Below are 23,746 nucleotides of genomic sequence, written 5' to 3'. Positions count from 1 at the left end.
CGATCCGAACGACACACGTCATCGCGCCGGGCTAGTCTGCTTCGCATGCTGCAACCCGCGACCCTCACCTCCGACGAGATCGCTCAAGCGCAGCGGGAGATCGACCCGGTCTTCCTGGCCACGCCGCAGGTCGACTGGCCCGGGCTCGATCGAGCGCTCGGCTGCTCGCTCACGCTGAAGATCGAGACCCTAAATCCGATCCGGAGCTTTAAGGGACGGGGCGCTTCCCTGCTCGTCCGGCGCCACGGCGCGCGAGGACCGCTCGTCAGCGCGAGCGCGGGCAATTGGGGCCAGGGCCTCGCCTACGCCTGCGGGCGCTCGAAGGTCCCGCTCACGATCTTCGCGTCGGTCGGCGCGAACCGCCTGAAGGTGGCGCGGATGCGTGAACTCGGCGCGACCGTGCACCTCCACGGCGACGACTTCGACGCCGCCAAGGCGGAGGCCGAGGCGTTCGCGGCGGCGGCCAGCTTGCGCTTCGTGGCCGACGGACGCGACCGCGAGGCGGCGCTCGGCGCGGGGACGATCGCCGCCGAACTGACAAGCGCAGCCCCCTTCGACGCCGTCCTCGTGCCGCTGGGAAACGGAGCTCTCCTGACCGGTATGGGAACGTGGATCAAGCAGCGTCACCCGACGACGCGCGTCGTCGGCGTTCATGCGCTCGGCGCGGACGCCATGGCCGCGTCCTGGCGGGCCGGCAGGCCGATCGTCCGCGCCTGCGTCGACACGATCGCGGACGGGATCGCCGTCCGCGTGCCCGAGCCATACGCGCTCAAAGACATGGTGGGCGTCGTCGACGACGTGGTGGGCGTCGATGATGAGGCGATCGTCTCCGCGATGCGGCTCTTGCTCGAGCACGCCGGCCAGCTCGCCGAGCCCGCGGGCGCCGCGGGCGTCGCAGCGCTGGTCGCCCACCCCGAACGCTGGCGCGGCGCCCGGGTCGCGGTTCCGCTCTGCGGAAACAACCTAACGATGGAGCAGATCGCGGCATGGCTGAGCTGAACGTGACGCTCCGCGCCGGCGCGCGGGACGACGTCGAGGCGGTCAAGCGCCTCCTCGATCGATCTTGGCTGACGACCTGGGCGCCCGAGCTGCCGCTCGCCGCAGTCGCGCGCTTCGCCGCCCAGGACGGCGCGCGCGCCTATGTCGAGGCGATGGTCGAAAGCTTCGAACTCGCAGTCGCACCGGACGGTCGGATCGTGGGCATGCTCCATCTGCACGGCGACGAGCTGTCGGCGATGCACGTCGACCCCGCCTTCCAGGGTCTCGGCGTCGGCCGCGTCCTGCTCGACCGCGCCGAGGCGGCGCTCCTGGACCGGAGCGCCCAGCCGAGGCTCGAGGTCGACCTCTCCAACACGCGGGCGCTCGCGATCTACCGCCGCCGCGGATGGCGCGAGGTGCGGCGCTTCGTGGGCGACGAATGCGGCGCGCCGGTCGAGATCGCGGAACTCGTGCTGGTGGCCGGAACTCGGGTCATATCGAGCGGCAAAGCCAACTCGTCCGACCCTCCCGGCAACGCCAGCACCGAACGGCCTTGAACCCCTCCGATTGTGACGGCCCTGCCTCTGAACAACACGCCGCCCGAACACTTCGAAACAATCGTTTGGCGGCGTGTGCCATGATGACGGTCTCCATGGCGCGGCAGATATCGTTGGCCGCTATTGTCATGCCCAATCGCCACTCGGTGGCGGATGGGAAAGGCCGCGTTGATCTCAAGTCGTGGGCAGTGCGAGGCGGCTCGTCGAGGAGCAGAAGGGCGCTCACCTTGTCGCGCCCCAACTTCTCCTACTCCGGCACCGCGGAGCCGAGGTTCGCGCAGGTCGCGCACGCCAAGAGGATCGTGCAGGTCTTCTCGGCCGGTCGGCTCGTGAGAGAGCACGACGCCTTTAAGGCAGGTGGAACGAGCTTTGGTGCGGGCGGTCGGACTCGAACCGACACGTATTGCTACGGCGGATTTTGAATCAGGCTCGTCTACGCCACGCTATCCGGCGGGAACGGCAGGACCCGCGAAGCATAAGTCGTCCCACCATCGCATCGCACCTAAGCAGCACCTGGACTGCGCGCGTAAGTTGCTCCTAATAATCAACTTCTGGCAGGCAGGCTCAGCGTTCGCCGCACCTGCTCGGCACCTAGGTAGGCCGCGCGCGCCTGCAGCCTGCCCATAAGCCAGCCGCCGACCCCGCCCTTTCACCGCCGACGCCCTGTCGCTCCGCGCCGACGGGCCGGCACCCCTTCCCGTGATCGAGCGGGACGGCAATCCTCCCAGCACGACCTTACGTGACCGGGAGTGCTGCCATGCAAGAGGAGACGTTCCTGACCGCCGAAGAAGTATCGAAACGCTACCGCGGCGAGATCAGCGTCGGCACGCTTCGGAACTGGCGCGCGATGCGAGTGGGGCCCGCATTCGTGAAGATCGGTAAGGCGGTGCTCTACCCGGTTGACCAACTGGAGGCTTGGGATCAGAAGAACCTCGTGGCCTGTCGTGCCTCGCCGAGCGCGATCCGGACGGAGCAGGATCGGGCGTGATCATCACGTGGGCTCACGGCTTTCCGACCTCATATGCCGCTCTCAGCACCCAGTATTCGCGCCAAAAAGTCGTTCTTTTACAGTGGCTTAGCTGAGTCGATCTGCCTGCTGCACAACCACCCGTCCGGCGATCCGACCCCGTCCGGCGCCGACATGCGCATGACCCGCGAGCTCGTCGATATCGCCAAGCCCCTTGGCATCGCCATCCACGACCACATCATCGTCGGCCGCGACGGCCATGCCAGCTTCAAGGGCCTGGGGCTGATCTGAGAGCAGCCTGAGGGACAAGCCCCGTCATGCTCGCTCTTGTGCGAGCATCCGCCTCATGCACACCGCCCCGTCCGAAGAAGACGTGGATGGCCGGGACAAGCCCGACCACGACGGCGGGGGCTCAGACCTCCCGCATGGTGATGCCGAACTTCGCCAGCCGCCGCATCAGGTGGCCCGTATCGACCAGCGTCTCCGGCAGATGCAGCCCCGAGATCGGGCGTGGCTTGCCGGCGAGGCCGAACAAGCCCTCGATCACGACCGCTATGCCCTTGGCGCTCAGAGCGGCGTAGCCGTCTGGATCGACCAGTTCCCAGCGGAAGCGCCCTTCGCGACCGTTCTTGCGTTGACCCGCAATCTCGATGATCACCTCATGCGAAGGTCCCTCGCCGCGCAGGGTGCTCGCCGTCTGCCCTTCGGCGAAGTCGACGCGCACGCTCCTGGCCTCGCTCGCCGACAGGCTGAAGACGTCGACCAGGCCGACGGTCGTGCCCTGATGCAGGCGGCCATCGACGCCGGTGTAGCTGCGCTGCGTCAGCGGCGCGGAGATCCAGCGCCACAGCCCCTCCGACTTGACCAGCGGCGCCGGGCCGATCGCGCCGATCCGGTCCATGTCCTGCTGCGAGGCGAGGCCCAGCGGATCGGCCGGATCGAAGACGAGGCCGACCTCGATCGCATCGACGCGCTCGAAATCGGAGGCGGCATGCAGCGCGGCGAGCGCCGGCACCGAGCCCATGCTGTGACCACGCAGGACGACCGGCGCGGCATCAGGGCGGCGGATGAAGCCGGCGATGGCGGGACCAACCTCGAAGACGCCGTCCGATAGCGCGACATAGGCCGCGCCTTGGGCTGCCGCCCAGTTCTGCGTGCGCAGCGAGAGATCGCGCACCGCCGTCAGCACGACCGCCGGCTTGAGATCGGTTGGTAAGCCGAGGTCGTCGCGCTCGAGATCGAGCGGGGCGCTGGTTGCGCGGCCGAGCTCTGCCGCCAGCGCCTTGGCCTTCGCAGTATCGCATCCGGCAATCACCAGCGGCAGGTCGGGATGAAGCTGGCGCAGCGCGCGGCCCGTACGCGAGCCGACGCTGCCATAGCCGCCCAGAATCAGGACAGGACCGAAAACCGGATCAGCCATTGGCGTTGGCCTCCGTGAAGACCGCGCCGAATTCCTTCATCCGGGCGATGTAATAGGCGGGCTCGATGATGCTGTCGGGGAAGTAGAGGCCGGGCTTCAGCGCCTCGCCGCCGGAGAGACCGAGCGCCCGCTCGGTCGCGAGCGCCACGCCGAGCGCCGTCAGCGGCGCCTGACCCTGGGGGTGCACGATCTCGTAGCTCCGCTTGGCGCGCTTGCCAGAGCGCAGCACGCCTTCGATCGCGATCACGCTCTCGGTCGAGAACGGCTCGCCGGCCCGGCGGCTGGCCGAAACGTCGAAGGCGAGATCGAAGCGGATATCCTTCGCGTCGGTCGCGGTGGCGAGGCTGAGTACATCGAGCGGATCATAGGCCGTGGCCGGCAGCTCGACGCCGTCGACGCTGCGATAGCGCGCCTTGGCCTCCTCGCCCGCGATCCAGGCGAATCGGCCAGCCTTCAGCGTCAACGTCGCCGAGCCCGACTGCGTGATGCGTTCGTAATCGGCCAGCGCCGCCTGCCCGCCCATGTCATGCTCGTCGAGCAGCACGCCGACGTGGATATTGTCGATCGAGCTGAAGGCCCTGGCGTAGTCGAGCACCGGAAACAGCGCTGCGCCGGCGAGCCACTGGCTGGCGAGCACGACCGGCGCGGCCTGGGGCGCATGGATGAAGCGCGCAGCCTCGATGCCGATCTCGAAGGCTCCGCTGGAGACGCTGAGATGCGGGATGCCATGGCGCTGGGCGAAGCGCAGCGCATGGCTCCAGTCGTCCTTGACGAAGACGATCACGGCGCTGAAACGCGCGGTCTCGGGCAAGCCGAGATCGGGCTTCGACAGGTCGGCGGCGAGCGCTTCGACACCGAGCTTGCCCGCGACGGCCTGTGCCTTGGCGAGGTCGCGACCGGCGATCGTGAGAGGCAGGTTCGGATGCAGGCGGCGGATCATCGCGGCGGCCTGCGAGCCGACGACGCCGGAGCCGCCGATGATGAGAACGGGATGCTGTATGCTGGACATCTGATGGTCTCCATGACGGAGCCAGCCGCGAGAGGCTTGGCATTCCTACTAAAAGTAACTTACTATAAGTAGAAATGGGATTTCCCTCTTGTCAAGCGGGCCTTCGCCGGGATTCTTGAATCGCCATGCCACAGACCTTCGCCGTCGCCTCAAGCCGCAAGCTGCCGAAGCAGGAACGCCGTGAGCAGTTGCTCGCCTGCGCACAGGAGATGGTCCGCGAAGAGGGCACGGAAGCGCTGACCCTGGCGCGCGTCGCCGAACGCGCCGGCGTCACCAAGCCGGTGGCCTACGATCATTTCGGCACCCGCGAGGCGCTGATGGTCGAGCTCTTCCGGCGCATCGACGACCGGCAGACCGCTTTGCTCGTCGAGACGCTGAAGACGACAGCAGGCCGGCTCGACGCCATCGCCGCGACGATCGCGGCGGCCTATATGAGCTGCGCCCTGGAGGTCGGCACAGAGTGGTACGCGCTCTCGGCCGCATTGAGAGGCAGCGAGACGATGGAGGCGGTGCAGCGCGAGCTCACCGCCCGCTATGTCGGGATCTGGCAGGGCGCTTTTGCCCGGTGTGCACGCCACCTTCCCGCTGACGAGCTGCAGCTGCGCTGCGTCGGCATCCTCGGCGCAGGCGAAGCGATCTCGATCGAGCTGCTACGCGGCCATGTTACCGAAGCACGGGCCGTCACGACGTTGGCAACCCTGATCGCTGCGACCATCGGCGCGCCGGCCGCTGCTGCGGCGAGCTGATCTCTGCCCAAGAAAGAGGCAAGTCTAGCCAAAGTGCTTGGCAAAGAACCCCTTTCCGAACGCGAGCGAATGAGCATAGGCTACCCGAAACAGGGGAAGACGGCTGCATGGTCGCATTCGACGAGATGACAGGGGGAGAAGGTGGCCTACGGGCTGCCTATGGCGAACTGGATCGCTGGTTGAAGGAGGCGCCGCCCGAAATGCTGGCGTTGCGCCGCTCGCAGGCCGAGCTGTTCTTTCGTCGGATCGGCATCACCTTTGCCGTCTATGGCGACGAGGAATCGACCGAGCGCCTGATCCCCTTCGACATCATCCCGCGCGTCCTGACGAAGCCGGAATGGACCAGGCTGGAAAAGGGCCTGCGCCAGCGCGTCACCGCGCTCAACATGTTCCTGGCCGACGTCTACGGCAAGAAGGAGTGCCTGAAGGCCGGGATCATCCCGCCCGAGCTGGTCTATCGCAACGCCTGCTACCAGCTCGAGATGGTCGATTTCCAGGTGCCGCACGGCATCTACTGCCATATTGCCGGCATCGACATCGTCCGCGTCGACGCCGACACCTTCTATGTGCTCGAAGACAATGCCCGCACGCCCTCCGGCGTCTCCTACATGATGGAGAACCGCGAAGTGATGCTGCGCCTCTTCCCTGAGCTCTTCGCCACGCATCGCGTCGCGCCGGTCGACAACTATCCCGACCAGCTGCTGGCAACCTTGCGCTCGGTCGCGCCGCGCACGGCTTCCTCAGACCCGACGATCTGCCTGCTGACGCCCGGCCAGTATAATTCGGCCTTCTACGAGCACTCTTTCCTGGCCGACAAGCTCGGCGTCGAACTGGTCGAGGGCTCCGACCTGCTGGTCAAGGACGACGTCGTCTACATGCGCACGACGCAGGGGCCCAAGCGGGTCGACGTGATCTACCGCCGCATCGACGACGACTTCATCGACCCGCTGGTGTTCCGCAGCGACTCGGTGCTGGGCGTGCCCGGCATCATCGGCGCCTACAAGGCCGGCAACGTCACCCTCGCCAATGCGGTCGGCACCGGCGTCGCCGACGACAAGGCGGTCTACAGCTACATGCCGGAGATCGTGAAGTTCTTCACTGGCGAGGAGCCGATCCTGAAGAACGTGCCGACCTATCGCTGCCGCGAGCGCGAGGCCAACGCCTATGTGCTCGACAATCTCGACAAGCTCGTCGTCAAGGAGGTCAACGGCTCCGGCGGCTACGGCATGCTGGTCGGCCCGCATGCCAGCAAGCAGCAGATCGAGACCTTCCGCAAGAAGCTGAAGGCGCAGCCCGAGGGCTTCATCGCCCAGCCGACGCTGGCGCTCTCGACCTGCCCGACCTTCGTCGCCTCGGGCGTGGCGCCGCGCCATGTCGATCTGCGCCCCTATGTGCTGTCGGGAGCCAATGGCATTTCCTGCGTCCCGGGCGGGCTGACCCGCGTCGCGCTCAAGGAGGGCTCGCTCGTGGTCAATTCCAGCCAGGGCGGCGGCACCAAGGACACCTGGGTGCTCGACGCATGACGAAGCCCGTTTCCGCCTTCGCTAGCTTCACCCCGGAATCCCGGATCTGAGCATGCTTTCCCGTACCGCCGACAGCCTCTACTGGGTCTCGCGCTATGTCGAGCGTGCCGAGTATCTCGCCCGCATCCTCGACGCCACCACCCGCCTGACCAACCTGCCCTCCGCCTATGGCGGCGCCGGCACCGAATGGCAAAGCGCGGTCGCCACCGCGGGCTGCGAGGACACCTTCGCCAAGGCCTATGGCGAGGCGAACGAGCGCAATGTCTGCGACTTCCTCAGCTTCAATCCTGACAATCCCTCCTCGATCCGCAATTGCTTCGCCCTCGCCCGCTCCAATGCCCGCGCGGTGCGCACCGCATTGACCTCGGAGATGTGGGACGCGCTCAACGGCGCCTGGCTCGAATTGCAGCGCTTCGAGCGCAAGCGCATGGACCGCGAGGAGTTCGCCCGATTCCTCGACTGGGTGAAGAACGTCTCGCTGACCTTCGACGGCTCGGCCTACCGGACCATGCTGCGCGATGACGGCTACTGGTTCTCGCGACTCGGCGTCAATGTCGAGCGCGCAGACAACACCGCCCGCATCCTCGACGTGAAGTATCATGTGCTGCTGCCCGAGACCGAGCAGGTCGGCGGCTCGCTCGACTATTTCCAGTGGACCACGATGCTGCGCGAGGTCTCGGCGCTCACGGCGTATCACTGGGTCTATCGCCAGGCGGTGAAGCCGGTTCTGATCGCCGACCTGCTCATCCTCAACCGGCGCATGCCGCGCTCGCTGGCGAGCTGCTACGAGAACATCTCGCGCTTCCTAGACCAGATCGGCGACGCCTATAACCGGCATGGGCCGGCCCAGCGCCAGGCGCGCAAGACCCTGACCCAGCTCGCCAACACGCCGATCGAGGCCGTGTTCCAGCGCGGGCTGCACGAGTTCATCGAGGACTTCATCACCGAGAACAACCGCCTCGGAAACGTCATTGTCGAACAATACCTGCAATAAGGACTTCCCTTCCGCTCCCGAATTTGGACTCTTCGCCGCATGCGGATCCGGATTTCCCACAGCATCGCCTATTCCTATGCCGAGCCGGTGCGCCAGCTCAGGCAGGTCCTGCGACTGACACCGCGCGACCATGACGGCCAGCACGTGATGTCATGGCGCATTGCGCCCAGTATCGATGGGCGCCTGCATGCCGGACAGGACTCTTTCGGCAACGTCACTCACGACTTCTCCGCCGAAGGATCGATCGAGAACTATACGATCGAGATCAACGGCCTCGTCGAAACCGTCGATCTCGCCGGCGTCGTCCGCGGCGTCACCGAAAAAGTGCCCCCCGACGTGTTCATGCGCGATACGCGGCTGACGCAGGCGAACGAGCCTCTGCGAGCACTGGCCGACAAGGCGGCCAGCCGCGACGGCAGCGACCTGACCAGGCTGCATGCGCTGATGGAGACGATCAAGGCCGATATCCGCTGTGTGCCGACCGCCGACCATCTCGGCATTGGCGCCGCCGCTTGTGCCGAAGCCGGCGAGGGCATTCCGCAGGACGTCGCCCATGTCTTCATGACGTGCGCCCGTCTGCTAGGTGCTCCCGCGCGCTACGTCTCTGGCTATGTCGCCGCCTCCAACACCCTGCCCCATGGCGACGGCGCCCATGCCTGGGCCGAGGCCTATTTGCCCGATTATGGCTGGATCGGCTTCGACGCCGCCAACGGACTCTGCCCGATCGACACGCATGTGCGCGTCGCCGCCGGTCTCGACTATGCCGACGCCGCCCCGGTCCGCGGCTCCCGCACCGGCGGCCAGGGCGAAAGCCTTCTCGTCGAGGTCAGCGCCCAGGCGGCGGCACCGCGCTTTCAGGGGCAATAGCGGCGCAGGGCACGCGCGCCGGCTTTCCATCATTTTCCCCCGTCATTCCGGCCGCAGCGAAGCGTAGCGCGGGAATGACGGAGTCAGTCGGCGGCGCATGAACGTTCAGCGGATCATGCGCGCAGCGCTGTCGGCCATGCTCACCATCATGTTGTAGCTGGAGACGATGCGGTTGGCATCGTTGGCTGCACCCTTGCGGACATCTCCCTTCGATTTGCCGAGCTTCTCGCGGAAATCGCGCAGATTGCCGAGCCAGGAGCTGGCGGAGGAATCGATCATCGGCACGCCGGACGGGTTGCTGTCCTTAAAGCGGTCCATCTCCTTGATCGCGCCGGAATAGCCGGCCAGCGCCGTGTCGAAAGCGGCCAGGTCGACGATCGGCTTCTCGTTGCTCGGCATCACGTCCATCACGGCGCGCGCATTGATCATGATGTTGCGAAGCTGCCAGCGGGCCTGCCGGCCCTCGCTCGCCTCGATCGCCGCGAGCTCGCGCGCGTCGATGCCCTTCTTGTAGCCGTTGAGCTGGTTGCCGAAGACGGTCCGCTCACGCAGGAAGGCCTCCGCTGCCGGCACCATCTTGGCGTGCAGCTCGCGGCCCTCGGCGGCGTTGTCCTCGCGATAGTCCTTGCGCTCGTAATAGCGCTCGGCCCGGGTGATCAGCGGCGCCAGCTCCTGATAGGCGGCGATGTAGCGCTTCACGGCGGCGTCGAGCTCGGGCTGCGCCGGCGGCTGGCCGGCGGCGGCTTCCGCCTTGGCGATCTCGTCTTTGACGTCATAGAGGCTGTAGAGCCCGTAGGAGATGTAGCGCTCCTTGCCGGTCGGGCCCTTCTTCATGTCGACCCAGCTCTTGTAGCGATCCCAGGACTCGATCGCCCTGATCGTCCGGTTCGAGAGCGAGGTATAGGCATTCGACTTGGCGATCGCCGCCTGCAGCTCGGGATCCTGCGCCGGCTTCTTCGCTGCGGTCTGCGGGGCGGCCTGCGCGAAGGCGAGCGGGGCTGCGGACACGGAGCAGAGCAGGGCTGCGAGGGTGAGGCTCAGGAGGCGTGAGGCCTGCATCAGAGTACCTTTGGTCGACCGCGGCCGGATCTGGGGCCGCGCCCTGTTATCGACGCTGGCGCCGCGAGCTGCAACCGAAAGGCGATACGGATCACCTTAGTAACCGCCCCGCCAAACACAGCTCTCATCCTGAGGAGCGCCGCAGGCGCGTCTCGAAGGATGGTCCAGCTGGTTCTGGAGCCTCCTGAAGCATCCTTCGAGACGCGCTCCTGCGGAGCGCTCCTCAGGATGAGGCTCGGGGAGTTTCAGCGCTCGACCGGCTCGCCGCGCATGGCCCAGTCCTTGAAGCCGCCGATATAGTGGCTGTCGATGTCGAGTCCGGCGGCCTGCGCGAATTCCAGCGCCCGCAGCGAGCGCACCCCGGCGGCGCAGGAGAGCACGACGCGCTTGCCCGGCTCGTTCGGCAGGTCGGCGGGATCGAACTGCGACAGCGGCCGCGACACCGAGCCCGGAATGCGCCCGGCCGCGAATTCATGCGGCTCGCGCACGTCGACCAGCAGGATCGAGCCGTCGGCGAGGCCCGCCTTGACGGCATCGATGTCGAGGTCGTGTACGATCATGCTGCAGCTCTCTTGGTGTCGCTCAGTTCAGGAGCCTCACCAGATAGAGGCTGAGCGCCGGGAATGCCACGCAGATGGCGAGCCTGATCACATCGGCGCCGACGAAGGGCAGGACGCCGCGATAGATCCGCGTCACCGGCACGTCGCGCGCCAGCGAGGCAACGACGAAGACGTTGAGCCCGATCGGCGGGCAGGTCATGCCGATGCCGACCACGATCAGCACCAGGATGCCGAACCAGATCGCGATGTCGTCGGTCGGCATGCCGAAATCGAGCGCGGTCACGATCGGGAAGAACACCGGCAGCGTCAGCAGGATCATGGCGAGCTCGTCCATGACGCCGCCGAGCACGATGTAGAACAAGAGCAGACCGACCAGCACCGTATAGGGCGCCCAGCCGGAGGCCGCGATCATCTCCGCCGCCGCGGTCGGCACCTGCGTCAGCGCCAGGAAGGCGTTGAACACCTCCGCGCCGAGCAGGATGGCGAAGATCATCGCCGAGGTCTCGGCCGTCTGCAGGATCGCCTGCTTGATCTCGGCAAGGCCGAGCGTGCGCCGGAACAGGCCGATCGCCAGCATGATGAAGGCGCCGACCGACGCGCCTTCTGTCGGCGTGAAGACGCCGCCATAGATGCCGCCGACCACGATGACTGCGACCGTCAGCGCAGGAATGACGCCGAGCAGCAGCGGCCAGCGCGCGCGCCAGGGCGTGCGCTCATGGGCCGGCGCGAGCGTGCCGTCGAGCCGCGACATGATCCAGATGGTGATGCAGTAGAACGCTGCCGCCATCAGGCCGGGGATCAGCGCCGCCTGGAACAGCTTGGCGATGTTCTGCTCGGTCGAGATCGCATAGACGACGAGGATGACAGAGGGCGGGATCAGGATGCCGAGGGTGCCGCCGACCGCGGTGACGCCGCAGGCGAAGCCGGGATCGTAGCGATAGCCCCGCAATTGCGGCAGCGCGGCGCGGGCGAAGGTCGCGGTGGTCGCGACCGAGGAGCCGCAGATCGCGCCGAAGCCGGTGCAGGCGCCGATCATCGCCATGCCGAGGCCGCCGCGGCGATGGCCGATGAAGGCCGAGGCCGCCTTGAACAGGTCGCCGGCCAGTCCGGAGCGCTCGGCGAAGGCGCCCATCAGCACGAAGAGCGGGATCACCGACAGCGTGTAGTTGGCGAAGATCTGGTAGGGCGTGGTGCGGATGTAGTTGAGGAAGGGCTCGAGCCCGTTGAGCTGGATATAGCCGGCGCTGCCGACGACCAGCATGGCGAGGCCGATCGGCAGGCGCAGCGCCATCAGCGCCAGCATGACGGCAAAGCCGGTAATCGCGAGGGAGGCGCCGCTCATCGGGGCTGCCTCATGAGGCGGCTGGCGCTGACGAAGGCCGCGAGCGAAACGAAGCCGGCGAGTACCGCGCACAGCGCGATCGGCAGATAGCTCGGCAGCTGCAGCACCATGGTGTTCTCGCCGCTGGCGAATGCCGAGCGCGCGCCGACGCCGAGCCGCCAGGCGATCAGCGCCATGGCGAGGCCGTAGACCACGTCCCAGAGCGCATCGATCCCGTCGCGCCAGCGCTGCGGCAGCTTCAGCGTGAAGGTGTCGACGAAGATGTTGCCGCGCTTCAGCTGGCAAAGCGGCAGAAAGCAGAAGGCGGCGACCGCGGTCGCCATCTGCACCAGCTCGAAATCGCCGGGCACGCCGGCCGCGCCGACGAGATCGCTGCGCAAGGTCACGCTGACCACGACCATGGTCGCGAGCGCGATCAGCAGCACGCCGCCGATGAGCGCGACCGCCTCCGCCACCGCGTCGATACGCGATGGCGGCCTCTCACCTGCCCTGTCTGTCATCAGGCGCTCAGGCGGCGTTCTGATGCTTGGTCAGCGCGGCGCGGGCGGCGGCGAGCAGCTTCTCGCCGTCGAGCCCCTTGTCCTTGGCGGTCTTGAGCCAGCCCTCGATCACTGGCTCGGTCGTCTTGCGCCAGCGATCAGCCTCGGCCTGTTCGATCGTGACGATGTTGTTGCCACGCTTCTTGACCATCTCGGAGACGACTACGGCCTGCTCGTCCCAGACCTTGCCGGCCATCGCCGAGGCGACCGCGCCCGAATTCTTGTCGATGATCGCCTTGAGATCCGGAGCGAGGCTGTCGTACTTGGCCTTGTTCATGGCGAGCACGAAGGTCGCGACATAGAGGGTCGGCGAGCCCGGGATCTCGGTGTGGTTCTTGACCAGTTCCTGCACCTTGATCGAGGGCACGACCTCCCACGGAACGACGCAGCCGTCGATCACGCGCTGCGCCAGCGATTCCGGCACCTGCGGGATCGGCATGCCGATGGCATTGACGCCGAGCGCGCGCAGCGCCTCGCCGGCGAGGCGGGTCGGGAAGCGCAGCTTCAGCCCCTTCAGGTCGTCCATCGTCTTGACCGGCTTGTTGGCGTGGATCAGCCCGTGATCATGCGCCCAGAAGCAGATCGGATGGATGTCCTTGAATTCGTCCTTGAGGTGCTCCTTGGCATAGTCGGTCAGCGCCAGCGAGTTCACCAGCGCCCGCTTGTTGGCGACGAAGGGCAGTTCGAACGCCTCGATGCCGGTGAAGCGGCCGGGCGTGTTGCCCGGCAAGGTCCAGACGATGTCGACCACGCCGTCGCGGGCCTGGTCGAAGAGCTGCGGCGGGGTGCCGCCGAGCTGCATCGACGGGAAGATGTCGATCTTGATCCGGCCGTTCGATTCGGCGCCGACCTTGTCGGCCCAGGGCTTCAGGAACTTGGAATGCCCGTTCGCCACCGGCGGCAGGAAATGGTGCATGCGCAGCGTCACTTCCTGGGCATTGGCGCGGGTCGTGCGCAGCACGGCCGGCGCGGCCACGGCCGAGCCGGCGAGCGTCAGGAATCTGCGGCGGTCGAAAGTCATGAGGTCCCCTCCCCGGGAATAATGGTCGTCTCGTTCACCCTGCCGCGGGCCTGGCCGGCAAAAAGCCGGCTGACCCGTCTCGCGAAGACGCAAGATGGCTCAAACCGGCTCCGAAGCAAACAGGCCGGAAGTCATGCGTCCTCCCGGCCTTATAGTTTCATTCGCAACTAATTCGCAAGCCCGCCGATTCAGGCCCGGCGGCCGCTCGCGCGAGCGTGATCAGGATCAGGCCAGCGGCGGGATGCGCAGCACCCAGCCCGGCTGGATCAGGTCGGGGTCCTTCACCGGCGGCGTGTTGGCCTTGACGATCTCGGTGTACTTGGCGCCCTTGCCCTTGCCGTAATGCTCCTCGGCGATCTTCCAGAGCGTATCGCCCTTCTTGACCGTATAGAACACGGCGGCAGCGGCCTCCTTGTTGACGATCAGCTCCGATTCGACCGAACCCACGCCGGCGGTGTTGCCGATCGCCAGGATGATCTTCTCGGCCTCCTCGGTGGTCATCGCCTTGCCGGAGACCTTCACCTTGTCGCCGGACACGTCGATCTTGACGTCCGAGGGCAGGCCATGGCCCGCCAGTTCCTTCTGCAACTGATCAGCTGTTGCCGCATTGGCCGAGCTCGATCCGAAGATCTTGGTGCCGGCTTCCTTGATGAAACTGAACAGACCCATAGCGTGTTCTCCTCATGCGCTGGCCGCCCCGCCAGGATTGGCCGAACGATCGGGCTTCGCGCAACTCGACAGGCTTGGAGCATGTTCTGGTCGCAAAAGTGGCGATCACCTTGCGGAACACACCTTTCAGCGCGAAAGCCATGAAGCCCGCTCGGGGCGACAACTGCAAGACGAAAGGTGAGCTCTGCCCTTCCCTCGCGTCGCCGGCACTGGCAGAACGGGGTAGAACGATGCCGACACTTGCGAAAGGCCCCCGATGATCGCTCTCACCCTCGCCCAGGCCAGCCTGATCGTCGACGGCGCGCTGAAATATGCGCATGAGAACGGCCTGAAGCCGCTCGCCATCGCCGTGCTCGACGCGCGCGGCGCGCAGAAGTTCTTCCTCGCCCAGGACGGCACCAGCCTGAAGCGCGGCGAGATCGCGCTCGGCAAGGCCAATGGTGCGATCGCGCTCGGTGTCGGCCCGCGCACGCTCAACAAGATGGCGCTGGAGCGTCCGCACTTCATCAACGGCGTCGCCCTTTCGGTCGGCGGCCCGGTCGTGCCGGTCCCCGGTGGTGCGCTCGTTCGCGATGCCGATGGCCACTTGATCGGCGTCGTCGGCATCTCCGGCGACACCTCGGACAATGACGAGGCAGCTGCGGTCGCCGGCATCGAGGCAGCCGGTCTCACCGCCGAAACCGGCGGCTGAATTCTGGTATCCTCGCATGCGGCCCGGCCCGCCCGGCCTTGCGCCATGTCGCATTGCAAGGCCGGCGGATTTCCGGCATCGGGTGCGTGACCGGCGGCCCTTGAAGCCGCATCAGGAACCACAACGATGAATATCGCAGCCGCCATCGAGGGCGAGACTGTCCAGACCGACGTTTTGATCATCGGGGCCGGGCCATGCGGCCTGTTCGCCGTGTTCGAGCTCGGCCTGCTCGACATCAAGGCCCATCTCGTCGACATCCTGCCGAAGGTCGGCGGCCAATGCGCCGAGCTCTATCCGGAGAAGCCGATCTACGATATTCCCGGCTTCCCGCTCGTCACCGGCCAGGGGCTGGTCGACAATCTGATGGAGCAGATCAAGCCCTTCGGCGCGACCTTCCATCTCAACCAGATGGTCGAGGGGGTCGAGGTGTTGGGCACGCCGGAGGCCCCGCGCTTCCGCCTGCGCACCGATGCCGGCACGGTGTTCGAGGCGAAGACGATCCTGATCGCCGCCGGCGGCGGCTCGTTCCTGCCCAAGAAGCCGCCGATCCCAGGCATCGAGGCCTATGAGGGCCGCTCCGACGGCGGCGGCGTGCATTATGCGGTGCGCAAGATGGAAGTCTTCCGTGACCGCGAGATCCTGATCGTCGGCGGCGGCGATTCGGCGCTCGACTGGACGCTGAACCTGCAGCCGATCGCCAGGCGGGTGACGCTGATGCACCGGCGCGACGATTTCCGCGCCGCGCCGCATTCGGTCGAGCAGATGCGCGCCCTCGTCGCCTCCGGTGCGATGGATCTGCGGCTCGGTCAGGTCATGGGCCTCAAGGGCGAGGGCAACGAGCTGCACGGCGCGATCTGCCGCGACAATGCCGGCGCCGAGTTCGAGATCGCCTGCAATACGATGCTCCCCTTCTTCGGGCTGACCATGAAGCTCGGGCCGATCGCCGACTGGGGCCTGAATCTCCACGAGAACCTGATCCCGGTCGACACCGAGAAGTTCGAGACGAACGTGCCCGGCATCTTCGCCGTCGGCGACATCAACACCTATCCGGGCAAGCTGAAGCTGATCCTGTCCGGCTTCCACGAAGCGGCGCTCGCCGCCCAGAAGGTTCACCGCTACGTCTATCCGGACAAGCGGTTGACCTTCCAGTACACGACCTCGTCGAGCGCCCTGCAGAAGAAGCTCGGCGTGGTTTGAGCCCTAAGCGTCATTCTCGGGCGAAGCGAAGCGCAGGCCCGAGAATCTCATGACGAGAAGACGCTATTGGAGTCTCTTCCGGCCTGAGATGCTCGGCTCAAGGCCGAGCATGACGTTGCTTGCCCCTAACGCACCGCCGACATCGCCGACGACGGCGGCAGCATGTCGTGCGCGGCCAGGTCGCGCGCCGGGCGTGTGACCGGCTCGGCCGGCACCGGCTGGATCCGCGTCGCCGGCGAGCCGGACGGGCCGCTATGCGTCGGCGCTTCCGCGACCACGCCCTCTTCCTCCGGCGGAGTCACGCGGTCGCGAAGTTCGGCGATCGCGCCGTCGAGCGGATGGAAGCTGAAGCGGATCTTGTGCGTGCCGGCCGGAACCTGCACGGCGCGGAACAGGACATTCGCCCTGAGGATATCGATCTCCTGCCCGTCGAGCTCGGCCTTCCACCAAGGGTGCCAGATGTCGTTCAGCACGACGAAGCCAGGCTGGGCGGTTGTCACCTCGATCTCGACCACCGTGTTGCGGTAGCGCTTGAGCTTGACCTCGGCATTGCTCGCGACCGGTCCCTCGGGCACGCCGGGCTCCGGCTCCTGGTCGAGCAGCACGACGCGCTGCGGATCGGCCTCGGGCCACTTTCCGGCCGACTTCATCCCCTCGAAATCGGCGAGCTGCCAGCCGCCGACGAACATCACGCGCGGCAGCGCCCGCGGGTTCTCGTAGATGTAGCCGTCCTTGGTGTAGGCGACGAGCTTGAGGTCGCCGGCGCGCAGCGAGCGGTCCACCTGGCCGATTGGCACCCGCGTCGCGATGTAGCGCAGGCCGAGGAAATCGGCGAGGCGGCAGCGATAGGACGGGAACAGCGGCGTGAACACGCGCTGGTCGGGTCCTGCGATCGTGTCGCGCGTGCCCACGGCGTCCGAGAAATCCGCCAGCCGCAGCGGATTGTAGCCGAGCGTATGGTCGAAGCCGTGGATCATGCCGGCATTCGGCCATTCGAAGCCCATGCCGAGCAGCTCGACCCGGTCGCGGCGGGCCGAATCCGGCGGCTGCGTCGTGAGCTTCTTCAGCACCGCGACGGTCTCGTTCTTGGTCTCCGGCCGCAGCACGTCATAGAGCTCCGGCGCCAGCGCCGTCGATTCGTTCGGGCCGTTATTGGCGGCGAGATCGGCGGCGACGACGCCGGTGACGATCAGGCTCGCCGCCAGCGGGGCCGCAGCGCCGCGCCAGCGCGTCAATGCGACGAGGAGCGCCATGGCCGTGGCGAACCAGGCCAGCGCGCTGGCACCCGGCAGGACGGCGTCGCCGAGATGCCCCGCCTGACGCGCCACCAGCAGCGCCACGACGAGAAGACCTGCCAGCGCCGCCGCGCCGATCCCAAGTTCGCGCCAGAGCAGCCGGCGCTGCTCCTCGCGCAGGATGCGGTGCAGCAGATAGCCCGACAGAACGGCGGCGAGCCCGCCGATCAGGAAGGTCGCGTCGGCCGGGCGGCGGAACGCCTTCACGCCCGGCAGGTAGTCATAGGCCAGGTGGAAGAACGGCGTGTAGCGCCCGAGCGCGAACAGCACCATCAGCACGAACAGGATGGTGTAGGGCCGGATCGCCTTGTCCCAGAGCCAGCCTCGCGTTAGACCCGGCACGATCAACAGCAGGAAAGGCAGCGCGCCGACATAGACCTGCCCCATGTTCTGCGACAGGAAGAGCTCCTTGGCATTCCATTGCGGACTGTACGGACCCCAGAAGTCGATGGCCGGATCGCGCGCGCCGAACAGGTCGCCGACGAAGGCGGTCAGCAGGGAGGCCGGGTGCAGCGAGCCCCTGCCCGCCTCGATGAGATCGATGGCCGGCCGCGTCGTCGCCTCGGCGAAGAGCCAGGTCCAGAGCAGCGGCACGGCGATGGTGACGAGGCCGGCAAAGCACGCGGCCGCGATCGGCGCCATGCTCTCGCGGACGCCCGCCCAGCCCTCCGAGAGCCAATGGGCGACGACCATGCCGATCAGGATATAGGCGCCGAGCAGCGCGACCTGGTCGGGCTCGAGCACCATCATGCCGGCGGAAAAGCCGGCGAGCAGCCCATAGCGCAGCGAGGCGCGCTGCAGCATCCGCGCCGTCAGCCAGAACGACAGCCCGAAGAAGGCGAAGCTGGCGATCTGCCCGACATGCTGGACGCGCCAGGCGGCGGAGGCGCCGAAGGCGAAGACCAGCGCCGCGAGCAGCGCGCCGGCCGGATGCCAGTTGCGGTCGCGGAAGAACATCAGCATGGCGAGCCCGCCGACCAGCAGATGCGCCAGCACATAGGCATCGACCGCGCGGAAGCTCGGCGAGGGATTGAACAGCGCCAGCAGGATGGCCGGCGAGAAGATCAGCGATTGCGGATCGGCGACCTGCGGCGAGCCGGCGAAGACGTTGTGCGTCCAGAACGGCGACTGGCCCGAGTGCAGCGCCTGCGCCAGGAACTGGATTTGCGCCTGGAAATGCGCCTTGGCGTCGAACGGAATCGTCACCGCCCCCGAAAGCCAGGGCCAGCACAGCGCCACCCAGGCGCAACAGAACAGCACGGCCGCCAGCCAATAGCTGGAGCCCGATCTCCACACGGCTTTCAACTGGACCCCCAAGGCCCCCGGCGCGCCCGGCGCGCATGATCACGCGCCGATCACGCCGATGTGATCAGGATCGACGATGAAGGTTCCGCGATGAACCGAAACTGAATGAAACTGAACGCTGTCGATCGGGCGCGCGGCTGTGGCGCGACAGCGTCACCATGCCGCGCTGGCCGGCGATCCCTCCCGCAGCCCTCATCCTGAGGAGCAGCCGAAGGCTGCGTCTCGAAGGATGCTTCAGGAGGTTCCGGAACCAGCTCGAGCATCCTTGAGACGGCCGCTGATGCGGCCTCCTCAGGATGAGGACTTTGGGTGGACCCAAACGAACCTCAGCGCTTCTGCGCCACCCAGGCGGCGAGCACGCTACGCTCGTCCGCGGTCATGCCCGAGAGGTTGTTCGGCGGCATGGCGTGGGTCAGTACCGCCTGTACGCCGATGGCGCGGCGCTGGCGGGCGATCAATTCTGGCTCGTGCAGGAAGACGCCCTTGGGCGCGATCTGCAGGCCAGGCCAGGACGGCTCCGGTGCATGGCACATGGCGCAGCGGCCGGTGACGATGTTGGCGACCTCCGGCGACGGCGGCACGAGGCCGGCGAGCATCACCGGCTTCACCGAATCGAGCGGCTTCAGCCCGAGCCGCTCGCGCCCGCCGGGCGAGGACGCCATCGCCACCCAGAAGGCGAGCCAGAGGGCGAGCGCTGCCACCGCCCAGGTCCACCAGGGCGACTTGGCATGGTCGGCATGGCGGACATTGTAGAAGTGCCGGATCAATGCGCCGGCGACGATGATCAGCGCCACCAAGGCCGGGATCACTGCCGAATTGGCGTAGGTCACCGGGTAGTGGTTCGCCAGCATCAGGAACAGCACCGGCAGGGTGATGTAGTTGTTGTGCAGCGAGCGCTGCTTGGCCTGTTTGCCGTATTTCGGATCGGGCACCTCGCCGGCGACCATCGCGGCGATGGTCTTGCGCTGGCCCGGCATGATCACGAAGAAGACGTTGGCCGACATGATCGTCGCCATCAGCGCGCCGGTATGGATCAGCGCGCCGCGGCCGGAGAAGACCGAGGCGAAGGCCCAGCTGGCGGCAACCACATAGCCGAAACCGAGCAGGCCGAGCACGACGTCATCCTTGCCGAGCGGCGACTTGCAGAGCAGATCGTAGAACAGCCAGCCGCCGGCCAAAGCGGCGATGCCGATCGCGCCTGCTGCGACAGGTGACAGCGCCATCACCGCCGGGTCGATCAGGTAGAGTTCGGACTGGGCGTAATAGACCCAGACCAGGAGGAAGAAGCCGGAGATCCAGGTCCAGTAGGCCTGCCATTTGTGCCAGGTCAGCTCCTTCGGCAGCACCTCCGGCGCAACCAGATATTTGCGCATCGCATAGAAGCCGCCGCCATGGACCTGCCAGGCCAGGAACTGCGTCGGCTGGCCGGATTCGGTTTTCGGGGCATCGGGCGCCGCCCTGAGCGAAGCGTCGAGATGGATGAAGAAGAAGGACGAACCGATCCAGGCGATCGCCGCGATCACATGCAGCCAGCGCAGGAGCTGGCTGCCCCACTCCATCAGATAGGCGTCAAGCACGGCTGGGCTCCAGGTGGAGAAATGCCGGTGCAATCGAAGCCGCAACCTGTCCTCTCTCCCCTTGTGGGGGAGAGTTAGAGAGGGGGGTATGCCACCCGCGACGGAGGTCCCGCTTGGCGCGGAGAGGACTGCGGGTGCGATCCCCCCCTCCCAACCCTCCCCCACAAGGGGGGAGGGCTTGCCACGCGGTTCTCGCGCGCTTCCTCATTTGACAGGGCGGAATCCGGGAGGGAACTTGCATCGCAGGCCAGACTAGGTTCACGGCCTTGGAAGGCAAGCGGCATTCCGACCGGCGAACACAGCAAAACGGGAAGGGATCAGGCATGGGGCGTCTGTCGACGCATGTGCTCGACACGGTCAACGGCAGGCCGGCCGCGGGCGTCGCGATCGCGCTCGATGCAGTGCTGCCCGACGGCAGCCGCAGTCGCGTCACCGACACGGTGACCAATGCCGACGGCCGCACCGATGCGCCGCTGCTCAGCGGCGTGCTGCCGGTCGGCAGCTACGAACTGACCTTCGCGATCGGCGACTATTTCCGGCATCTCGGGGCGAAACTGCCCGAGCCGGCCTTCCTCGATCTCGTGCCCATCCGCTTCGCCATCGCCGAGCCGGACGGTGATTATCATGTGCCCCTGCTCGCTTCGCCCTGGAGCTATTCGACCTATCGTGGCAGCTGAGGCGGATAGATTCTGTTTTCAATAGCTTGGCGGCCGCGCTTGAATCACGCTGGCATGGACTTGAATCACCTCATGAGCACCTCGTATCCCCGCGATCTCGTCGGCTATGGCCGCAATCCGCCGCATCCGCATTGGCCGGGGCAAGCCCGCATCGCCGTGCAGTTCGTGGTGAATTACGAGGAAGGCGGCGAGAACAACATCCTGCATGGCGACGCCGCCTCGGAGGCCTTCCTCTCTGAGATCGTCGGCGCCGCGCCCTGGCCCGGCCAGCGCCACATGAACATGGAGTCGATCTACGAATACGGCTCGCGCGCCGGCTATTGGCGGCTGTGGCGGATGTTCACTGAACGCGACATGCCGGTCACGGTCTTCGCCGTCGCATCGGCCCTGCAGCGCTATCCGCAGATCATCGCATCGATGCAGGAGGCCGGCTGGGAGATCGCCACCCACGGCCTGAAATGGATCGACTATCGCGACGCGCCCGCCGAGCTCGAGCGCGAGCACATCCTGGAAGCGATCCGCATCCAGACCGAGCTCGCCGGGGAACGCCCGCTCGGCTGCTACCAGGGCCGCACCTCGGTCAACACCATTCCTCTGACCATGGCGGAAGGCGGCTTCCTCTACACCGCCGACGTCTATGCCGACGAACTGCCCTACTGGCTGAAGGGCCCGCACGGCCCGCAGCTCGCCGTGCCCTATACGCTCGACGCCAACGACATGCGCTTCGCGACGCCGCAGGGCTTCAACAGCGGCGACCAGTTCTTCGCCTATCTGAAGGATAGCTTCGATACGCTCTATGGCGAGGGCGAGACGGCCCCGAAGATGATGTCGGTCGGCCTGCATTGCCGTCTCGTCGGCCGGCCTGGCCGCGCCGCGGCGCTCGCCCGCTTCCTCGATTACGTCCAGAGCCATGAGCGCGTCTGGGTCACGACCCGGCTCGACATCGCCCGCCACTGGGTCAGGACGCATCCGCCGGAAGGCGGCTACCAGCCCTCGCGCCTGCCCCGAGCGTTGTTTGTCGAGGTCTATGGCCGCGTCTTCGAGCATTCGCCCTGGATCGCCGAGCAGACCCACGCCGCCGGGCTCTCACCGGCGCAGGACAACGCTGAAGGCCTACACGGCGCGATGGTCGCGGTGATGCGCAAGGCCCCGCGCGAACGTCAGAAGGCCTTGCTCGACGCCCATCCCGACCTCGCCGGCAAGATCGCCGCGGCCGGCGCGCTGACGCCGGAATCGGCCAGCGAGCAGGGCTCTGCCGGGCTCGACCGGCTGACCTCGGACGAGCGCGCCCGCTTCACAGCGCTGAACGAGGCCTACAAGGCCCGCTTCGGCATCCCCTTCATTCTCGCGGTCAAGGGGCTGAGCAAGGCCGACATCCTTGCTTCCTTCGAGCAGCGACTGACCAGCACGCCGGAACAGGAATTCGCCACCGCTCTCGCCCAGGTTGAGAAGATCGCCTTGATCCGGCTGAAGGAGCTGCTGCCTGCCGGCTAGAGCGCGTTCGTCTTCGTCCGCCCTGCCGGATCGACCATCCGTGCCAGCCACCACGTCGTCCCGGTGGGGTCCTTGACCCCGCCGCGGCGATCGCCGTCGCCCTTCTCCTCCGGCGCCTGGATCAGCGTGCCGCCGGCTGCGACGGCCTTGGCGATCAAAGCGTCGGGGTCGGCGACATAGACGTGGACATGGGATTCCGGCCCGCCCGGCGCCTGCCCGAGCATCACGATCGAATCGTCGATCCTGAACTCGGCATGCATGATCCCGCCATCCTCGCGCCGGGCGATGAAGCTGGGATCGGCGCCGAACACCGCCTTGGCGAAAGCGAGCGCCTGCTCGGCGTCGGCGACCATGAGATAGGGCGAGACGGCGTTGTGCCCTTCCGGCTTATGCATGGGTTCCTCCTGTTTCCAAACAGGCAACTAGCCCAGCCGTCGGCTGTTCCGGCTGCCTACAACCCGCTGACCAGATGCCCGCCATCGACCGCGACGACCGCGCCGGTCATGTAGCGCCCGGCCTCCGAGCAGAGCAGCAGCAGCGGCCCGTCGAGATCGTCGAGCTCGCCGGCCCGGCGCATCGGGATGCGCTTCTTCAGCGCCTCCCCGGCCTCCCCTGCGAAGAACGCGCGATTGATGTCGGTGACGATGTAGCCCGGCGCCAGCGCATTGACCCTGATCGCGTGCCGCGCCCATTCCAGCGCCAGCGCCTTGGTCATCTGGATCAGCCCGGCCTTGGAGATCGCATAGGGCGCGACCTTGCCGGCGACCCGCTCGCCGAGGATCGAGGCGATGTTGACGATCGCCCCGCCATTCGCCTGCCCGGCCATGATTTTCGCCGCCGCCTGCGCCGCGAAGAAGCAGCCCTTCAGATTGACGTCGATCTGACTGTCCCACTGCGTCTCGCTGACCGAGAGCGCAGCTTCCGTCTCGCCGACGCCGGCATTGTTGACGAGCACGTCGAGCCCGCCGAGCAGCTTGGAAGCCTCGGTGACACCCGCCTCGATCGCTGCGACCGAGCTGACGTCGAGCGCCAACGGAACGACCTTACCTGGCAAGCCCTCGCACTCGCGCGCCAACTCCTGAAGCCGCTCGGTCCGGCGCCCCGCGGCGGCGACCAGCGCCCCCTTGCCTGCGAGCAACCGGGCGAAATGCGCGCCGAGCCCGGAGGAGGCGCCCGTCACCAGAACCCGCTTGCCCTTGAGATCCTCGAACATCGGCATGCCCTTCCAAACGCGGCGGCAGCGGACACTGCGCGCCAGC

The 23,746-nt window shown here is 66.9% G+C and carries 23 protein-coding genes and 1 pseudogene; 12 read left to right on the top strand and 12 right to left on the bottom strand.

Annotated features, from left to right (window positions below; translation table 11 throughout):
• The first annotated feature begins 45 nt into the window (after positions 1 to 45).
• The 4 genes and pseudogenes from ACFPOB_RS25110 to ACFPOB_RS25095 all read left to right on the top strand — a co-directional run.
• Positions 46 to 999 (top strand): threonine ammonia-lyase, encoded by a 954-nt coding sequence (locus ACFPOB_RS25110; protein WP_377801071.1) that lies wholly within the window; start codon positions 46 to 48, stop codon positions 997 to 999.
• Positions 987 to 1,535: a GNAT family N-acetyltransferase gene (locus ACFPOB_RS25105; RefSeq protein WP_377801070.1), complete on the top strand. Its 549-nt coding sequence runs from the start codon at positions 987 to 989 to the stop codon at positions 1,533 to 1,535. Before ACFPOB_RS25110 ends, ACFPOB_RS25105 begins: the two co-directional genes overlap by 13 nt.
• Before the next feature lie 757 nt (positions 1,536 to 2,292).
• On the top strand, positions 2,293 to 2,523 hold the full coding sequence (locus ACFPOB_RS25100) for a helix-turn-helix transcriptional regulator (RefSeq protein ID WP_377801069.1): 231 nt from the start codon (positions 2,293 to 2,295) through the stop codon (positions 2,521 to 2,523).
• A 96-nt stretch (positions 2,524 to 2,619) separates the two neighbouring features.
• A pseudogene (locus tag ACFPOB_RS25095) lies at positions 2,620 to 2,793 on the top strand (JAB domain-containing protein); the annotation flags it as partial.
• A 121-nt stretch (positions 2,794 to 2,914) separates the two neighbouring features.
• Here the strand turns inward: ACFPOB_RS25095 and ACFPOB_RS25090 are convergent.
• Complete coding sequence (locus ACFPOB_RS25090) at positions 2,915 to 3,922, bottom strand: hypothetical protein (protein ID WP_377801068.1); 1,008 nt, start codon at positions 3,920 to 3,922, stop codon at positions 2,915 to 2,917.
• Entirely contained in the window at positions 3,915 to 4,931 is a 1,017-nt protein-coding gene (locus ACFPOB_RS25085; protein WP_377801067.1) for a Rossmann-fold NAD(P)-binding domain-containing protein, read from the bottom strand. Before ACFPOB_RS25085 ends, ACFPOB_RS25090 begins: the two co-directional genes overlap by 8 nt.
• A 125-nt stretch (positions 4,932 to 5,056) precedes the next feature.
• On the opposite strand from ACFPOB_RS25085, the gene ACFPOB_RS25080 reads away from it, so the two are divergent.
• The 4 genes from ACFPOB_RS25080 to ACFPOB_RS25065 all read left to right on the top strand — a co-directional run bounded on the left by ACFPOB_RS25080 (position 5,057) and on the right by ACFPOB_RS25065 (position 9,061).
• Positions 5,057 to 5,677: a TetR/AcrR family transcriptional regulator gene (locus ACFPOB_RS25080; protein WP_377801066.1), complete on the top strand. Its 621-nt coding sequence runs from the start codon at positions 5,057 to 5,059 to the stop codon at positions 5,675 to 5,677.
• Between the two features lie 107 nt (positions 5,678 to 5,784).
• Positions 5,785 to 7,200 (top strand): circularly permuted type 2 ATP-grasp protein, encoded by a 1,416-nt coding sequence (locus tag ACFPOB_RS25075; RefSeq protein WP_377801065.1) that lies wholly within the window; start codon positions 5,785 to 5,787, stop codon positions 7,198 to 7,200.
• Positions 7,201 to 7,252: 52 nt separating this feature from the next.
• Positions 7,253 to 8,194, top strand: coding sequence for an alpha-E domain-containing protein (locus tag ACFPOB_RS25070; RefSeq protein WP_377801064.1), 942 nt, complete (start codon positions 7,253 to 7,255; stop codon positions 8,192 to 8,194).
• 39 nt (positions 8,195 to 8,233) lie between these two features.
• Positions 8,234 to 9,061, top strand: a complete 828-nt coding sequence (locus ACFPOB_RS25065) for a transglutaminase family protein (protein ID WP_377801063.1) — start codon at positions 8,234 to 8,236, stop codon at positions 9,059 to 9,061.
• 105 nt (positions 9,062 to 9,166) lie between these two features.
• On the opposite strand, the gene ACFPOB_RS25060 is transcribed toward ACFPOB_RS25065, so the two are convergent.
• The 6 genes from ACFPOB_RS25060 to lysM all read right to left on the bottom strand — a co-directional run bounded on the left by ACFPOB_RS25060 (position 9,167) and on the right by lysM (position 14,251).
• The gene (locus tag ACFPOB_RS25060) at positions 9,167 to 10,120 is read right to left on the bottom strand and encodes a YiiG family protein (protein ID WP_377801062.1); all 954 of its coding nucleotides are present in this window, start codon (positions 10,118 to 10,120) and stop codon (positions 9,167 to 9,169) included.
• A 245-nt stretch (positions 10,121 to 10,365) separates the two neighbouring features.
• On the bottom strand, positions 10,366 to 10,680 hold the full coding sequence (locus ACFPOB_RS25055; protein WP_377801061.1) for a rhodanese-like domain-containing protein: 315 nt from the start codon (positions 10,678 to 10,680) through the stop codon (positions 10,366 to 10,368).
• Positions 10,681 to 10,702: 22 nt separating this feature from the next.
• Positions 10,703 to 12,022: a TRAP transporter large permease gene (locus ACFPOB_RS25050; RefSeq protein ID WP_377801060.1), complete on the bottom strand. Its 1,320-nt coding sequence runs from the start codon at positions 12,020 to 12,022 to the stop codon at positions 10,703 to 10,705.
• A complete protein-coding gene (locus ACFPOB_RS25045; RefSeq protein WP_377801059.1) occupies positions 12,019 to 12,522 on the bottom strand; it encodes a TRAP transporter small permease in 504 nt (167 codons plus the stop codon). The genes ACFPOB_RS25050 and ACFPOB_RS25045 overlap by 4 nt, the downstream gene beginning before the upstream one ends.
• Positions 12,523 to 12,529: 7 nt before the next feature.
• On the bottom strand, positions 12,530 to 13,582 hold the full coding sequence (locus ACFPOB_RS25040) for a TRAP transporter substrate-binding protein (protein WP_377801058.1): 1,053 nt from the start codon (positions 13,580 to 13,582) through the stop codon (positions 12,530 to 12,532).
• 225 nt (positions 13,583 to 13,807) lie between these two features.
• Positions 13,808 to 14,251 (bottom strand): peptidoglycan-binding protein LysM, encoded by a 444-nt coding sequence (gene lysM / locus ACFPOB_RS25035; RefSeq protein ID WP_377801057.1) that lies wholly within the window; start codon positions 14,249 to 14,251, stop codon positions 13,808 to 13,810.
• 256 nt (positions 14,252 to 14,507) lie between these two features.
• Between lysM and ACFPOB_RS25030 the strand changes: the two genes are divergently transcribed.
• Together ACFPOB_RS25030 and ACFPOB_RS25025 are read left to right on the top strand one after the other, a co-directional pair.
• Positions 14,508 to 14,942, top strand: coding sequence for a GlcG/HbpS family heme-binding protein (locus tag ACFPOB_RS25030; protein ID WP_377801056.1), 435 nt, complete (start codon positions 14,508 to 14,510; stop codon positions 14,940 to 14,942).
• Positions 14,943 to 15,068: 126 nt separating this feature from the next.
• Entirely contained in the window at positions 15,069 to 16,139 is a 1,071-nt protein-coding gene (locus ACFPOB_RS25025) for an NAD(P)/FAD-dependent oxidoreductase (RefSeq protein ID WP_377801055.1), read from the top strand.
• A gap of 125 nt (positions 16,140 to 16,264) precedes the next feature.
• Here the strand turns inward: ACFPOB_RS25025 and ACFPOB_RS25020 are convergent, their stop codons facing one another.
• Together ACFPOB_RS25020 and ACFPOB_RS25015 are read right to left on the bottom strand one after the other, a co-directional pair.
• Entirely contained in the window at positions 16,265 to 18,730 is a 2,466-nt protein-coding gene (locus tag ACFPOB_RS25020) for a hypothetical protein (RefSeq protein ID WP_377801121.1), read from the bottom strand.
• A gap of 335 nt (positions 18,731 to 19,065) precedes the next feature.
• The gene (locus ACFPOB_RS25015) at positions 19,066 to 20,298 is read right to left on the bottom strand and encodes a urate hydroxylase PuuD (protein WP_377801120.1); all 1,233 of its coding nucleotides are present in this window, start codon (positions 20,296 to 20,298) and stop codon (positions 19,066 to 19,068) included.
• Between the two features lie 341 nt (positions 20,299 to 20,639).
• Between ACFPOB_RS25015 and uraH the strand changes: the two genes are divergently transcribed.
• Complete coding sequence (uraH, locus tag ACFPOB_RS25010) at positions 20,640 to 20,993, top strand: hydroxyisourate hydrolase (protein ID WP_377801054.1); 354 nt, start codon at positions 20,640 to 20,642, stop codon at positions 20,991 to 20,993.
• A 72-nt stretch (positions 20,994 to 21,065) separates the two neighbouring features.
• Positions 21,066 to 22,487 carry an allantoinase PuuE gene (gene puuE / locus ACFPOB_RS25005; protein WP_377801053.1) on the top strand — a complete coding sequence of 474 codons (1,422 nt, stop codon included), beginning with the start codon at positions 21,066 to 21,068 and terminating at the stop codon, positions 22,485 to 22,487.
• On the opposite strand, the gene ACFPOB_RS25000 is transcribed toward puuE, so the two are convergent.
• Together ACFPOB_RS25000 and ACFPOB_RS24995 are read right to left on the bottom strand one after the other, a co-directional pair.
• Positions 22,484 to 22,882, bottom strand: coding sequence for a VOC family protein (locus tag ACFPOB_RS25000; protein ID WP_377801052.1), 399 nt, complete (start codon positions 22,880 to 22,882; stop codon positions 22,484 to 22,486). The genes puuE and ACFPOB_RS25000 overlap by 4 nt on opposite strands.
• Positions 22,883 to 22,938: 56 nt before the next feature.
• Positions 22,939 to 23,706 carry an SDR family NAD(P)-dependent oxidoreductase gene (locus ACFPOB_RS24995; protein WP_377801051.1) on the bottom strand — a complete coding sequence of 256 codons (768 nt, stop codon included), beginning with the start codon at positions 23,704 to 23,706 and terminating at the stop codon, positions 22,939 to 22,941.
• Positions 23,707 to 23,746 lie beyond the last annotated feature (40 nt).

It is taken from the genome of Allobosea eneae (genome assembly GCF_042657265.1).
Taxonomy (GTDB): Bacteria; Pseudomonadota; Alphaproteobacteria; order Rhizobiales; family Beijerinckiaceae; genus Allobosea; species Allobosea eneae.
Note: the sequence above shows the minus strand (reverse complement) of the source record. Positions and strands in the feature narration are given on the sequence as shown.